This is a genomic window from Leptospira saintgironsiae (assembly GCF_002811765.1).
GTDB classification, from domain to species: domain Bacteria; phylum Spirochaetota; class Leptospiria; order Leptospirales; family Leptospiraceae; genus Leptospira_B; species Leptospira_B saintgironsiae.
Genome location: NZ_NPDR01000003.1, coordinates 25,699 through 41,434, shown reverse-complemented (window position 1 = coordinate 41,434; position 15,736 = coordinate 25,699). Strand labels below are relative to the sequence as shown.

12 protein-coding genes are annotated in these 15,736 nt (G+C 38.7%); 9 read left to right on the top strand and 3 right to left on the bottom strand.

Features of this window, described 5'->3' with window-relative positions; translation table 11 throughout:
* Positions 1-1,548 (top strand): efflux transporter outer membrane subunit, encoded by a 1,548-nt coding sequence (locus tag CH362_RS07805; protein ID WP_244280521.1) that lies wholly within the window; start codon positions 1-3, stop codon positions 1,546-1,548.
* Positions 1,549-1,588: 40 nt separating this feature from the next.
* Here CH362_RS07805 and CH362_RS07800 read toward each other — a convergent pair whose 3' ends face one another.
* A complete protein-coding gene (locus CH362_RS07800) occupies positions 1,589-3,187 on the bottom strand; it encodes a Na+/H+ antiporter (protein WP_100709808.1) in 1,599 nt (532 codons plus the stop codon).
* A 108-nt stretch (positions 3,188-3,295) separates the two neighbouring features.
* On the opposite strand from CH362_RS07800, the gene CH362_RS07795 reads away from it, so the two are divergent.
* The 3 genes from CH362_RS07795 (at position 3,296) to CH362_RS07785 (ending at position 6,320) form a co-directional block, all read left to right on the top strand.
* Complete coding sequence (locus CH362_RS07795) at positions 3,296-4,591, top strand: phospholipase C/P1 nuclease family protein (protein ID WP_244280520.1); 1,296 nt, start codon at positions 3,296-3,298, stop codon at positions 4,589-4,591.
* A gap of 111 nt (positions 4,592-4,702) precedes the next feature.
* Complete coding sequence (locus CH362_RS07790) at positions 4,703-5,749, top strand: VOC family protein (RefSeq protein ID WP_244280519.1); 1,047 nt, start codon at positions 4,703-4,705, stop codon at positions 5,747-5,749.
* A 61-nt stretch (positions 5,750-5,810) separates the two neighbouring features.
* Positions 5,811-6,320: a zinc-binding dehydrogenase gene (locus tag CH362_RS07785; RefSeq protein WP_244280518.1), complete on the top strand. Its 510-nt coding sequence runs from the start codon at positions 5,811-5,813 to the stop codon at positions 6,318-6,320.
* Positions 6,321-6,657: 337 nt separating this feature from the next.
* On the opposite strand, the gene CH362_RS19390 is transcribed toward CH362_RS07785, so the two are convergent.
* Positions 6,658-6,837: a hypothetical protein gene (locus CH362_RS19390; RefSeq protein ID WP_244280517.1), complete on the bottom strand. Its 180-nt coding sequence runs from the start codon at positions 6,835-6,837 to the stop codon at positions 6,658-6,660.
* Between the two features lie 43 nt (positions 6,838-6,880).
* Between CH362_RS19390 and CH362_RS07780 the strand changes: the two genes are divergently transcribed.
* The 3 genes from CH362_RS07780 to CH362_RS07770 all read left to right on the top strand — a co-directional run bounded on the left by CH362_RS07780 (position 6,881) and on the right by CH362_RS07770 (position 12,666).
* Complete coding sequence (locus tag CH362_RS07780) at positions 6,881-8,965, top strand: glycoside hydrolase family 5 protein (RefSeq protein WP_244280516.1); 2,085 nt, start codon at positions 6,881-6,883, stop codon at positions 8,963-8,965.
* A gap of 97 nt (positions 8,966-9,062) precedes the next feature.
* Positions 9,063-11,588: a magnesium-translocating P-type ATPase gene (gene mgtA / locus CH362_RS07775; RefSeq protein ID WP_100709806.1), complete on the top strand. Its 2,526-nt coding sequence runs from the start codon at positions 9,063-9,065 to the stop codon at positions 11,586-11,588.
* Between the two features lie 301 nt (positions 11,589-11,889).
* Positions 11,890-12,666 (top strand): LamG domain-containing protein, encoded by a 777-nt coding sequence (locus tag CH362_RS07770; RefSeq protein ID WP_165780242.1) that lies wholly within the window; start codon positions 11,890-11,892, stop codon positions 12,664-12,666.
* Between the two features lie 22 nt (positions 12,667-12,688).
* Here the strand turns inward: CH362_RS07770 and CH362_RS07765 are convergent, their stop codons facing one another.
* Positions 12,689-13,726, bottom strand: a complete 1,038-nt coding sequence (locus CH362_RS07765) for an AraC family transcriptional regulator (protein ID WP_100709804.1) — start codon at positions 13,724-13,726, stop codon at positions 12,689-12,691.
* A 106-nt stretch (positions 13,727-13,832) separates the two neighbouring features.
* On the opposite strand from CH362_RS07765, the gene CH362_RS07760 reads away from it, so the two are divergent.
* Positions 13,833-14,600, top strand: a complete 768-nt coding sequence (locus CH362_RS07760) for an SDR family oxidoreductase (RefSeq protein WP_100709803.1) — start codon at positions 13,833-13,835, stop codon at positions 14,598-14,600.
* Positions 14,601-14,629: 29 nt separating this feature from the next.
* The gene (locus CH362_RS07755; RefSeq protein ID WP_100709802.1) at positions 14,630-15,511 is read left to right on the top strand and encodes an alpha/beta hydrolase; all 882 of its coding nucleotides are present in this window, start codon (positions 14,630-14,632) and stop codon (positions 15,509-15,511) included.
* The last annotated feature ends 225 nt before the right edge of the window (positions 15,512-15,736 follow it).

The window sequence follows — 15,736 nt, the reverse complement described above, 5'->3', positions numbered from 1 at the left end:
TTGCCATTGGCAGTCTTATTGGTTTCTTGTTTGAATGGTCCTGCCTTTGATCTCGCTCCTAAATATTTAAGTCCGGACTATGTAGTTCCGGATTCTTGGAGCGGATCTGGTCCTTTCGTAAAAGCAAATCCTTCGGAAGGAGAAGCGATACAAGCAGATTGGTGGAAACTTTTTAACGATCCTGTATTAAATAAATTAGAAGAACAAGCGATCGCTGCGAATCCAGATTTGCAAGCTGCCGCAGAAAGATTTATCCAGGCAAGAGATGCGATGCTTAAAGTCCGTTCTCAATTAATCCCTCATCTTGGAGTCGGATTAAGTGGCTCGAATAACAGGCAATCAGACGATCGACTTTTTAGGGGAGCTGGAGAAGCAAATCAAGAAGGGACTGCTTCCTTAGGAGGAATTGCTTCTTGGGAACCTGACTTTTGGTCTTCTATCAGAAACTCAACAAGAGCACAAATTTATAATGCACAATCCGTTGCCGCTGATTTTGCTTTAGCACGATTGAGCTTACAAGCGGAACTTGCTGCTGATTATTTTACCTTTAGAGGTTTGAATGCTCAGGATACAACCTACCGCCAATCCATAGAATTTTATGAGCAATCTTTAAATCTTGTGAATGAAAGATACAAGGGAGGTATAGCTCCCGAATTGGATGTGCAAAGAGCTCAGTATCTTCTTTCCAGTACTCAAGCAAAACGTTTAGATATTCAATCTAAGATGAGAGTAACTGAGAATGCAATTGCGATCCTACTTAATAGAGCTCCCACTGGATTCTCTATCCCTCCAGTAGAAGAAGTGCATGTTGTTACATTTAAGGTGCCAAATACCCTTCCTTCTACTTTACTAGAACGTAGACCTGATATTGCTTCGATGGAAAGAAAAATGGCAATCGCAAACCGTAATATTGGAATAGCTCGTGCAGCATTCTTTCCTAATATTTCGTTTAGTGCAGGAGGTGGATTTGAGGGTGGAGTTAACTTAGTCCAACTTGCAAATAGTTTTTGGTCTTATGGCTCCACAGTTTCTCTTCCAATTTTTCAAGGTGGATATCGTAGAGCTCAATTGCAACAAGCATGGTCTGCTTACAGAGAAACAGAAGATATCTATCGCTCCACAGTGTTGAACGCATTTAGGGAAGTAGAAAATGGACTTACAGAAACTACTTATATGTCCCAACAATCCCAAAGACAGGAGCAAGCTGTAGAAGCAGCCTCTCAAGTACAAAACATGACAATGGCTTTGTATAAAGGGGGTTTAAGTAATAGCTTGGAATTGATATACGCTCAAGTAAATACTCTGGACGCTCGAATAGATGCAATCTTGGTTAAAACTGAATTAAACAGAGCATCTGTTAGATTGATCAGAGCATTGGGTGGTGGCTGGAAAAATTCTCAATTGCCTAAAGACGATGAGATCCAACCTTTCAATATATTCGATTATTCTAATTCTAAAAAACCAGATGCAGCCGGTGGAATAGATGTAAATGCAGACGACGATAATTCTCAGAATAAAAATTTAACGGCGCCTGTTTTAAATAAATGATCCACTGCGGATAAGCTTAGGACCGGAGAAAGAACAATAATCAATCACTTTCTCTGGTCTTAAATTCCTCTATATCGATGAGAGCATGGTATTTACGGATCACTTCTTCGTCGAATCCGGAATCGTGATTTAGATCATTCAAAACATCTCTCTGGAATTGAAGAAGTTCCAAATATACATCTCCGTATTCCTTTCTTTCTCCCCTATGAGTTCCAGACATTCCCTTTAGCTCTTCTTCAAAATAACCTAATTCAGTTTTCAAACGAGAAATCAAATTTTTGAGATGTTTATTTTTGTGATTACCTGTTTTATTTTTATCTTCTAAATAATGAAGTGACTCTGTTGCCAATTTTTTCTGGATCATCACTTCCTGTCTATGTACAGGAACAGGAGTTTGAAAATCCATTACATTCAATTTTCGGATAAGCCAAGGAAGAGTCAGTCCATTAAAGATCATAGTAGTCAAGATCACTATGAATGTGATAAACAAGATCAAATTTCGATACGGAAATGGAGTTTCTCCAATTGTATATAATGGAATAGAAAGTGCCGCAGCAAGAGATACAACTCCTCTAATCCCCGCCCATCCTAAAACAATTGGGATCTTCCAACCAGGATTTACTTCTGTTACTTCTATAAAATTACTCATGATCCGAGTAAAACCGGAAGTACAAAGTGCGATGACGACCCGAATGAAAACCAAAGCAAATGAGATCAGAAGTCCATAGATAATGGCACTTGTTAAACTTATATCTCCTAGCTGATTTACAATTGAAGGCAACTGTAAACCAATTAACAAGAATACAAGCCCATTCATAATGAATACGATACTATTCCAAACATTTTCACCCTGGATGCGGCTCACATAACTCAAAAGACCTTGGCGTTTACTGGAAAGAAGAAGCCCTCCACATACGACCGCAAGAACTCCAGAAACATGAAAATGTTCCGCCAAATAATACATACAATATGGAGTCACAAAAGTTAAAACGATTTCAATACTTGGAGTAAGTGGAAGCCAGCGATGAATTCCATAAAATACAAAACCTACGGCAAGACCAATCAGTGAACCAGCGATCACTACCCAAACAAAACTAAAAGTTGCCGCTTGGAGATTGAACTGCCCAGTAATCACAGCTGCCAAAGCAAATCTAAAAACGATCAAAGAAGAAGCGTCATTCAGCAAACTTTCTCCTTCTGCGATACTTACCACAGACTTAGGAGCATTTGTCTGTTTCATGATAGTAACAGAAGAAATAGAATCTGGAGGAGAGATTATACCTCCTAATAAAAATCCAATCGCTAATGTAAACCCAGGGATCAATGAAGTAGATATTAAAGCAATTACACAAGAAGTGATAATGACTATTGGAAATGCAAAACCTGCAATGATCCTTCTCCATTTCCAAAATTCTTTCCAAGAAATTTGCCAAGCAGCTTCATAAAGTAACGGAGGAAGAAATATTAGAAAAACAAGTTCTGGCGTGATCGTAATATTTTGGAAGAATGGAATTGTGCTTACAACAAGTCCTCCAATCAAAAGAACAATCGGATATGCAAGTCCAAGTCTATTGGCAATCAAAACCAATCCGAGAATGATCAAAATTAAATAAACGTATTCAACTAGGATGTTTTCCATCTGTTCCTGTTTGAGTGAGAGATTTTACAGATCATCACGAAGCTTTTCTTCTTCTCAACAACTTTCCAGTTTGTGTTGACTTCTCTTGCTTATTGAAAATACTTTGGTGTGCTCAAATTCAAATATTATTCTAGTCTAATCTGTATTTCCTCTCTTGGTTTGTTTGCCACACCTGCAGAAGCATGGTGGAATCACTTTCTATTCAACCGACCTGCACTCGAAGCTATGCCAGAATTGGTATCTACACCTAAGGTAAAAGTAGAATCACTCGAAGATTTTTTACTTAAAGAGCAAGACAAACTCATCCCTCTTATGAGGGATATGGAGAAGGAGGCAAATCTAAACTATGATAAACATGCACCTCTTCCTAAAGAACTCGTATTCAAGGGCGGAGATAGAAAAACAATCCGTAATCATTTCCTAAGAGCACTAAGACTAAATACCGGAACACCGTTAGGTTATTTTTTACAAAATCTTCCAGGATATCCTCTTCCTGGAAAAAAATCGAACCCAATGACAGTTAGCATCTATGGGGAGAAGGACCTAAAACAAGATTACGAATTTTATGATATTCGAATAGGTGAACTTGTAAGCCCAATAGAGGTACTTGCAACTGCAGGAGATGAACCTGATTTCGGATTAGATCTAAATTTATTTGAGGATAATGGAGAAAGTTTCGGAAAAGATTACGGTTTTGGAATACAATCTTTTGGAGATTCTAGGATCTATTATGCAACTCAAGTGCCTTTTCATATAGGTTATTATCACGAATCTCCAATCATCTTTGCAGCAGCGGGATTTTTGACACGCACCTATCCTCAATATAGAGTGCATCAGTTTATGACACTCTCTCGTTATGCTTTCCAAACCGGACATACATATTGGGGATATAGATTTTTAGGTTGGGGAATGCATTATGTTGTGGATCTTACTCAGCCTTATCATTCCAGGGTTCTTCCAAATTTTGGTACAATCAGTATGCTTTGGATCAATCTAAAAGCAATTTTCGGATTTGAAAACGCTAAAAATGAAGCAATCGATAGGATCGCAAACAGGCACACGACTATCGAAAAATACCATTTTAGTACATTAAGAAATGCTTATAGAAATAAGGTGTTAACTCATCCTTTTATCCAAAGCGTAAAACAAACTGATTTGGATAATAATTATGGTAAATACGATAATTCCTATATTGTAAACGTTGTATCAAAACAAAGTTACGATATTTCCGATCGAATTGATACTCTGATAGATGAATCTAATTTATTAAAGGGTTTTTCAGAAGACAAACTTTTACCGGAGATCAATCAAAAGTCTTTAGAGGATCTAAATTCTACAATTACGGATCATATGAAAAGTGTTGGCTCTCATATCCGTAATTATGTTAGGACCGGAATGAAGTAAGAGTAAGAAAAAATTTAGGCTGAGGATGTAAAAAGCTAAATCAGCCTATCATTCGCAGGGATCGATTTTTTCACTTATACCGGATTCGTTCAAGCATAGAAATGGACGATCATGTTATCCTTGGTATACATGAAGAAGTTTCTGATCGTTCTATTTTCTGTATTTTTCCTGACTACTATATGGTGGATCTTAACTCCTTCTCCCCATGTATACAAAAGGATCCCAAATTCGAATCTTTCCTTTGAGACTGTAATTTTCAGGAGTTCCGATCCAAAACGTCTTGCTGATTTTTACAAGAATGTATTCAAGGCTAAAGAAACAGAGAAGAAGTCGGACTGGGCCCTAGGAGATCCACTCTCTTCTGTCATTAGTCTCAGAACTCCTGATTACCAAGAAGAAGGACCAATATTTACTATATTAAAATCTGAGAAATCGAATCACGGAACGTCTGCTGCAAACGATCTGGGTTACGCTCATATCTGTTTTGAAACGGACAATGTTCCAGGTCTCATTCAAATAATCCAAAAGAACGGGGGAAAGATAGATAGCCGTTTCGAGGATTTGCAAAAAGTTCCTGCAATCTATGGAAGAGATCCTGATGGTAATATATTTGAGATCCATATTCCATTCCCAACTCCTCTTAACCCAAGCACTATCTTCCGAAGTTTAAATTCCTTAATAAGAACTCGCTTAAAACTAGATCCACCAGGAATCGATAAGATCAGATTTCTTCATGTAAATATCAATTCTAAGGATTGGACCAAGACCCTTTCATTTTATGGCAAGGTATTCACGGCAAATGCTACAGGCTTCGAAAGAGATTATAAAGGAGACTTTATAGAAAACCTAACTGGCATCCAAGGAATAGAGATCAAAGGCCGCCATCTTCCCCTCCCCGGATATGAGGAAGGAGGACCTACATTCGAGATATTCACTTATAATAATTTCAGTAATAATGGTCCATTAGATAAATCTGATACAGGTAGAATTGCAGTGGGATTCCGAGTATTCAATTTAAGATCATCAGTAAACAAAATATTGCAGGAAGGTGGAATCTTATTAGATGAGAAAGGTAATACTGCAATACTTAAAGATCCAGAAGGGAATCTTATCCTTCTATCCTCCCAAAAATTAAACTCTGAAAAAACCAATCCATGAAAAATACTCTTCCCAGAAAAATGAAGGCTGTCCGCCAAATCGCTCGTTGGAAGAATGAGACTTGGAAAAAGAGTCGCCTTCTATACTAAAAACGGGCTCTTTGCGGGAGTATGTTTTAGCAGATGCATTAAAATTAATTGTACTACCTAATGATGTAAAATTTCAAGAAGCTGCATCTTCTGTAGCAAATCCTATCACACGTATAGGCATGGCAAGATGGGCCAAGGCCTCCGGTTCCAAATATTTCTTTATCACTGCAGCAGCAGGTGCAGTTGCTAGAATGACAATGAGAGCAGCCGGTAAATACGGGTTGAAGAGTATTGCAATTGTACGCAGAGAAGAACAGAAAGAAATCTGCAAAGAAGAAGGGGCTTCCTACGTATTAAACCAATCCGATCCTGATTTTGAAAAACAACTTATAGAACTTTGTAAGGATATCAACTGCACGTACGGTTTCGATTGTATCGGAGGAGAGATGCCTTTAACACTTATCCGCTCCATGCCCCAAGGATCCACCTTATGCATATTACAGCCAGAATATGACGGACGGGAAGATACAGATCCTTTGTGAATCTTCACCGCGCCAGGGATAGCAGCGGTATACTGCGCCGCAACACGAGTGGTGAGGCGCAGATACAAGCGGATAGCCCGGTTCGAGCGAAAGCGAGAAGGCGCCCTAAGATATACAAATACTATATTATATATTCATAATATAATAAACATTTCGTAATATACGGATTTTAAATATATGGACTGTTCGTTCAATATTTTTTATCATAACGAACGCTTTAAAAAGAAAAAACTTCGGATATCAAATAGAATCTTGGAGAAAAATAAACGGTATATAAGTATGCCCTGTTTAATATCTCCCACACATATATAAAAACAATCCGTGATTGATTGGGAATTCAATGGAGAGAATTCAAAATGTTTAACAGAAGGAAAATGAAAATTTTTTGTTCTGTTTCGGTGGTCTTTGCTATATTGGCGAGTTGTTCCCCTGAAACAGACCAAGCGTATTTACCGTTCTCACTTTCTAAATCGGCGAAGTCCACATACAACTCCGTGAGAGCTTTTGTAGTGGCCACTAATCCTCCGGTTGTACCGCTGAGTACAAACGGAAGATATATCGTGGATTCGAATAATAACCGTTTCAAATTGAAAGCGGTGAACTGGTATGGAGCGAGTGATACTCGTCAGGTAGTAGGAGGCTTGGATAAACAACCCATCTCTCATATTATTTCTTTGATCCAGGAATGGGGCTTCAACTCGGTTCGATTGCCTTTTTCCAATATAATGCTCCATGATACGAATATCGTTCCGGACCAATATGTGGCGGCTAACCCACAATTTTTCGGCAAGACAGCATTACAGATCTATGATGAAACTGTGGCTGCTTTAACTGCTGCAGGGATCGTTGTTGTTTTAAATAACCATACTACTTTCTCAGAATGGTGCTGTGGATTCGATTATAATGGTCAATGGTATCATACAGGATCTTCCTTCGCTTATAACCAAACTCCTGAAATGTGGAAAGCAGATTGGGTTTTCTTAGTAAATCGTTATAAGAATAATAAGTTAGTCGCTGCTGCGGATCTCAGAAACGAAGTCCGTACCCAACGTTTTAACGATACTCATTTACCTAATAGCCCAAACTGGGGTTGGAATAATATAGACGATTGGCGTAAGGCTGCGGGCGAAGCAGGAAATGATATCTTACGTGCAAACCCAGATATGGTAATCGTTGTAGAAGGTATCAACTGGTGGGGAGCGATCCCAATCTTAGGTTCAGGAGAACGTCCTCACCTAAAACCTGTTAGAGATCTTCAAGTCCATATTCGTAATGTAAACAAACTTGTTTATGCAGCTCATAACTATGGATTTATCGGACCTAAACATAACGGTGATGATGCAACATCCGGCGGAAATATCAAATACAAGGATATGGATTTAAATACTTTCCGCAACACTATCACTGACGAATGGGGATATGTAACTGATCCAGATGCAGTTACGACTGCTCCTGTTTGGGTAAGTGAATTCGGAGCTTCTCCAGGAGAAACAAATCCTGCGGATAGAGAATGGCTCAAAAGACTTGTGGATTATTTAATCGAAAAGGATCTTGATTTTGCATTCTGGCCTCTAAACGGAGAAGACGAATGGGGACTTGTAACTTCTGATTGGTCCCAAACCAAAAGAGGCAACTGGCGTGATGAACATATGGATCGCCTTCTTGCATCCAATGGTAAAACTGGATCTGTTGCTTATGTAGATCATTTGACTAAGATCGGTTTTAATGGTGTAGACGATAACGTAAGTACAATCGACAACGATTGGTTATCAGGCGCAAACAAAGGAACTTGTCCTGATGGAGAACGTCTATTAGGTCTAAGCCGCGACCAAAGAGCACTTTGTAGTGATACAAAATACGGAAAACTTTGGCATGCTGACCGCGCGATCAACGTTCAAGCAGTATACGAGACTAACACTCGTTACCATGGCACAGGAGATTGGGCAGGCGGATTTACAAAATACGAATGTCCTAACGACTACTATGTTGCAGGAGCGACTAAACACTCTTGGGGAACAAGTGGTATCCTTTGTGCTCATAGTAAGGTCCCTCTTGCGAACTCTTGCCGCACTATCTGGTTCGACAGAGGAGACAGTCGTTCTTCTCAGCGTGGAGGAGACTGGGCTCCAGGTTCTTATAAAGGCCAGTGTGCTGACACCGAATACGTAGCTGGGGTTGCTCAAAGAGACGGAGGAGGAGCTGCATTACTTTGTTGTTCTTCTCCATTGAGCGGAGAATTACCTTTAGTATATAAGGCAAAAAATCTTTCTCACCGCACTGGTTTCGCAGAAGGTGATGCTTGGGTTGTTACTACAGCTGATCATTGGGCAGATCATATTATCTATGGTCCGTATGACAGAGGTCGTTGGGGAACTGGTAATAAACGAGCAGTATTCCGCATGTTAGTAGATGTTACTAACGCGAATAACGATAAGATCGTTACTATAGATGTTTATGACGGCCAAGAAGTATTGGCAAGAAGAGATGTCTACAGAAACGAGTTTGTTGGTCCAGGCCAATACACAAACTTCTCATTAGATTTCAATATAGCACCAGAAAAAGCAGATCGTCCTATGGAAGTTCGCGCTTGGTGGTTTGATACTTCTTATGTGAAGACTGAGAATGTAACCATTCAAAATAGATAATAAATATCAAACTTTCTCCGCCGGTACTTCTGGCGGAGGAGGTTTTTACTAATGAATTAGTACTTTTCTACGAATCCAGGGATCTCAACCTAAGAGAATGGAATCCCGGAAAACCCCGCCCAATTACTGGACTTATACCTCAGAGCGGATGTTCTCTGAAATTGGCTCCGGACCGAATGGCCTCAGTGAATCCGAAGCCAAAAAACGATTGGGAACCTACGGGAAAAATAATTTCGGATCCAGCCAGAAGGTCACAGGGATTGTTTTATTCCTAAGACAATTTGCAAATCCAATCACTATCATCCTACTTTTTGCATCTGCCTTGTCCTGGTTTTTAAGCGACCCTACCGATGGGATCATAATCCAGTGTATCGTTTTATTGAGTAGTATCCTGGGTTACTGGCAGGAAAAAAGCGCAAGCGATTCACTACATTCTTTATTGTCCATGGTCAGATTAAACTCGGCTGCGATTCGAGATAATATGGAATCAGAACTGGATTCCCAATCCTTGGTGCCAGGAGATTTGATCCGATTGAGAGTCGGAGATATCATACCCGCAGATGCTTATCTTATAGATTCAGATCGTTTGTTTTTGGATGAAGCTGCGTTTACTGGAGAAACTTTTCCGGTGGAAAAAACCATAGGCTCATTACCCGAAGAAACTACATTATCAAAACGATCGAACTTATTATATATGGGTTCTCATGTAGTCAGCGGTTCTGGTTTAGCCCTAATCTATGCTACGGGAAAAAATACACAATTCGGAGAAATCTATAAACGATTGAACGAAAGAAAGCCTGAAACTGATTTCGAAAAAGGGATCCGTAAATTTGGTAACCTTCTACTTGAAATCACATTGGGCTTAGTACTAGTAATCTTAGGGATCAACATACTATTAGAAAAACCAATCTTAGATTCATTTCTATTTGCGTTAGCAATTGCTGTTGGACTTACACCTCAACTATTACCTGCAATCATAAATATAAACTTGGCTAAAGGCGCCAAACAAATGAGCCAGAAAAAGGTAATCGTAAAGCGTCTGAACTCAATTGAAAACTTCGGAAGTATGGATGTACTCTGTTCAGATAAAACGGGAACTTTGACAGAAGGAGTCATCCAAGTACATACAAGTGTAGATCCAAACGGAAATCAAAACCAAGATGTATTAAAATTCGCATCTATCAATTCCAACTTGCAAAGCGGTTTCCAAAACCCAATGGATCTGGCAATTAGCAAAGCATACCCAATCTCTTCTGAGACGATCCCTAAATCTGGAGAACTCTCTTATGATTTTCATAGAAAAAGGATCACAATAATTGCAGAGATAGATGGAAAACGTAAAGCAATCTGCAAGGGAGCTTGTACTCCATTATTAGAAACTTGCGATCGTTATTTAGATTCTGAAGGAAGAATACAACCTATTGCAGAAGTAACTGAATCCATCCAAAAAGTTTATGAAACATTCAGCCAGCAAGGATATCGCACGATCGGGATCTCCATTAAAGAACTGAATGATAACGATCCGGTAGACTATAAAATTGAATCTTCAATGGTGTTCTTAGGATTTGTAGCTTTTTCAGATTCAGCAAAAGTAGGTATCCAAGACACGGTCCGTAATTTAGGTGATTTGGGAATTCGTCTAAAAATGATTACTGGCGATAATAGATGGATCGCGAAACAAGTTGCCAAGTCGGTTGGGATTTCCAGTTCAAATATACTTACAGGAGAAGAACTACAAAGTATCGGAGAAGAAGCCTTAAGAGTAAAAGCAGAAGAAACGGACGTATTTGCAGAGATCGAACCGAATCAAAAACAAAGGATCATATTAGCTCTAAAAAAAGCGGGCCATGTGGTTGGATATATTGGAGACGGGATTAACGACGCCTCTGCACTTCACTCTGCGGATGTGGGAATATCCGTTGACTCTGCTGTAGATGTAGCAAAAGAAGCAGCAGATATTGTATTATTAGAAAAAAATTTGGCAGTCTTACTGGATGGGGTCAAAGAGGGACGCATAACGTTTGCAAATACTCTAAAGTATGTATTCATGGCGACCAGTGCAAATTTTGGAAATATGTTCAGTGTGGCAGGAGCTTCTGCATTCTTAACTTATCTTCCTCTCCTTCCAAAGCAGATCTTATTGACGAATTTATTAACTGATCTACCCGAAATGACAATCGCGTCCGATGAAGTAGATAAAGATTGGATCGTCCGTCCACGTAAATGGGATATTAAATTTATTGGAAGATTCATGCTCGTATTTGGTTTCTTAAGTTCTCTTTTCGATTACGCTACATTCGGCTTATTATTATTCGGACTCGGGGCGAACGAGACCCAATTCCAAACCGGATGGTTTATAGAATCGGTGGTTTCTGCAAGTCTGATCGTACTCGTGATCCGTACTAAAAACGTATTTTACCGAAGTAAAACAGGAAAATTACTTTTAGGTGCTACCTTAGCCTGCATTGGTTTCGTATTTGCAATCCCCTATCTTCCTTTAGCAAAAACATTCGGCTTTGGTCATTTACCATTGATTTTCTATGGTTACTTACTCGGAATAATAGTTCTCTATATAGGCTCTGCGGAATTCGCAAAATCTTTCTTTTATAAAAAAGAAAGATAAAACGATTCAGAATATTTTTATCATAGATCAACAATTACTCTCAAAAAGTAGCAGGTATTAAAATTCCAACACTACCTGCTTGGTTTTGGTTATTTTACATTGGTCATAGCTTCCCTGATCTTATGGGCTCAGAGCCAAAAACTGTAATTACCTATTTAATATCACAAATTCTATTGGGGATGTTCAAGTATATATTCTAATAATTCATTCATATTACAAATACATATACTGTTTCCTTTTCTATATTGATTGCGTTGCATTTGTATTCCTATGACTATTGGTCAGAATTTGGAATATGATCATGCCTAACGTCCGCTCTTATCCACTTCTCTTATTATTGCTCGTAATCCTAAGCACTCAAAATTGCGGGACGGTTCTCTTTTTGAATGCACTTCAGTCAACAAACGAAGATAATCGCCAGGAGAGTATTGCGAAATCAATCGTAGGCGCTATGAATGTTGGCTTAATCCATTATTGGCCCTTAGATGGGGACGCAAACGATAGAGTCGGGACATTACATCTAACTGCATTTGGAACTGTAGGACCCATTCTTACTATTGACCACAACAATTTACCAAACGGCGCATACTCGTATGACGGTATAGATTCATGGCATAATTCCGATCCTGCAGGAGAACCTATCTTAACTGGGACTGCGTCTTTTACTTTCAGCGCCTGGGTAAAAGGAAAATTCAAACCCTCACCGGGAGTTATTTTTGGTGCAGGAGATGGCTTAGGATTCCAGCTAATGGATAACTCATCATGTTTACAAATCAGAGTCTATAGTACGAACGTAGGTACAGGTGTTGTCAGCAATCTCAGCCCTTGCAGAGCTTACCAAGAAGATCTATGGTATAATGTAACTCTCACATGGGATCTTCCAAATAATAGGGCCAACCTATACGTCGGAAACGATCTTGTAGACTCTAAAGTATACAATCCGAATATGACCCCTTGGACATCAGGCACTCCCATTACTCTAGGATACGGTACATTAGGCGGTGGATCCCAAGAAGTAACCATAGACGAAGTAAGGATCTATGATAGAGTTGTCCCTCCGATATTGTTCGGCTTTTAATACACAATCAAGGCAATGGAATCTAAGAAATAATATTACGGTTGCGAAATTCAGCTGGAGAAGCTCCCGTCCACTTTTTGAAGGCATGATAAAAGTTTGGTCTATTACTATATCCTAGATTTTCAGCAATCTGATCGATAGGAATATCAGTTTGGATTAAATAATTAATCGCCTTTTTTTTAAGAACATCCAAAAGAATTGATTGAAACGATGTGCCTTCGCAAGCAAGATTACGCCGCAGGGTGCGCGTAGAAATATGCATATTATCTGCTATTACTCTCATAGTAACCTTGCTTAGTTCATAAAATTCCAACTCATTATACACTTTTTCAGCAACTGTCCCAAAATCTTTGAGCCTAGTATATAATTTACGGCATTCCTCCTGATATTTCTCTCGCATCAAAGGATTCGCTTTGGGCAATTGCATACTTAAGTACTTGGAATCAAAAACAAACATATGGCTCTTCGAATTAAATTCAATTGGACACTTGAAGTAATTAGAATATAAAGATGAATATGCGGGTTTACGATAGGCTATACAAACTTTATTTAAAGTGAGAGGTTTTCCATAAACATCATTTATCATTCTGTATACAGAAGCAAATTCCCTTTCACAAATCATCTGCCTCAGTCCATCCAATTTGATAGCTTCTGTCATCTTTAGATATGCAAGATTTTTATTTACTGTCAATTCGTATTGAAAATAAGTTAAAGTAAGTTCTGCATATTGTAAGCACAGCGCGATGGCCTCGACAAGAGTGTCAGAAAACATTACAGCTATTCCAAGATTTCCATGTACACCAATATGATATTCTTGCCCTATCCTCAATCCAATTTCCGGCTCACTTGACAAATTACGAATATTACTTAATATCTTTAACTCCTGTTCTGTTCTTATGCGTCTATCTGGATCACGAAGATCTCTTTGCTCAATGCCACTACCTTCAAGTACCTGAACAATAGGGATATCAAGCTGCTTCATAAATTTTGTTATATGAGCGATCGTATTTATGGTTCTATAGTGCGGCAAATATCTGCTGCTCGTAAACAACGTTTTCATACGATTTAAGCATGTCCTCTTTTAACAATCAATCTGTCCTTTTACAAGAATACGTATATCCTTTTTTTCGTTTATTGAAAATCAAAATAATGTATCAACTGAGAAGATGAGAAAAAACATTTTTATTACAGGCGCTTCCAAAGGAATCGGAAGAGCGACCGCCTTATACTTTGCTTCTAAAGGATGGTTCGTTGGTGCAGCCGATATCGACAGAGAAGGACTCGAAGATCTTGAAAAAGAAATCAACGGTAATAATATATTTATTTCGACTATGGATGTTACCGATTCAAATTCAGTTTCGACGAATATCAGTAAATTTTGTATGGCTTCCGGGAGTAAATTAAACATACTCTTCAACAATGCTGGAGTTGCCTGGATGGATTCGTTCGAAACAATACCTCTTGAGAAACAATTAAAAACCATTGATGTTAACGTCAAAGGAATACTTAATTGTAGCTATCATGCGTTTCCTTTTCTTCAAAAAACAAAAAGTTCTAAAGTAATCAATATGTGCTCTGCCGCTTCTCACTATGGTGTTCCATTCGAGGCAACGTATTCCGGAAGTAAATTTTTCGTAAAAGGATTCACTGAAGCATTGAATTTGGAATGGGAAACTCACGATATTCATGTTTGCGATATAATGCCCAACTTCGTTGATACTCCAATGATGAAAAACTGTGCTTCTTCAGTTTCTAAAAAAGTAGGAATTAAACTTACCGTTCAAGATGTTGTGAAAGTTATTTGGAAAGCTGCACGCAAAAAAAAAGTCCACTGGCTTGTAGAGTTTTTCCCCTATAATTTAATTCAACCAGTAGGACAATTCATGCCGCGATCTATTATTAGAAAAGTAATGAAAAAGACAGCTGGCCTTTAAAGAAATTCGAAGAATTGTAAGGAGAAAAAATGAAAATTCTTAAATCGGACTTTTTGAGCAAAGGAATTCGTTGCGACGGAGATCTTTTATTCCCAGAGGGAGTAAAAAATCCGCCAGTTATTATAATGGCACATGGATTAGCTGCTCAAAAGAATTTTGGATTGCTACCATATGCAAAACGATTCGTAGAAAAAAATATTGCCGTATTTCTTTTTGATTACCGCAGTTTCGGAAAAAGTGACGGCTTGCCTCGTCAGAATGTTGACCCATACAAACATTTGGAAGACCGGAATGCCGCTATCGCTCACGTTAGGAACCTGAACGGGGTTAATACAAAAAAAATTGCTTTATGGGGATCTTCATTTTCTGGCGGACACGTCCTTTCTACTGCATCAAGAGATAGTAATATTGTTGCCGTAATCGCTCAAGTCCCGTTCGTGAGCGCTTTCAGTTCATTAAAAATGAAACGCTTTACAGATATATTTAAATCTACTGTATTTGGAATATACGATCAAATACGTTCGTATCTTGGCTTAGGACCTCATTATTCAAAGGTTATTGGTCATCCTGGGCAATTTGCTGCGATGAATACAGATGAATCTTATGACGGATTCATGTCTTTAGTGGGAGGGGATCCTATTTGGGAAAATAAAATGACCTCCCGAGGATTTCTAAAAATGGCAACCTATAATCCTGGAGCTGGCGCGAAAAAAATCGAATCGCCTGTATTGATAATGGCTGCAAAACATGATTCGTTGATTCCATTAGAAGCGATACAAAAAGTAGCAGAAAAAATTCATGATTGTAAAATCGTCATTATGAATTGCAACCACTTTGCGCCGTATACAGGTGCTGTGTTTAAAGACAACATTGATACGCACATTAACTTTATGTGTAGTCACTTGTTATAATTTTAAACAATCGCTTCGAGAGTTGCGTATGGATGCGGGAGTCGCTCACCCAATAAAAGGCATTTAAAACAAAATGGGTATTAGACTGAGCTTCCGTTTCGACCAGCTTCATCGAAGCTTGCTTTCTGGTCATATTCTCTTCGTATCTTACGGATATATTCGTCCGCAAAACTCTACTCTCTATTTGAATGAGTTCTCTTTTATTAAGAATGCACGAGTCTTGGG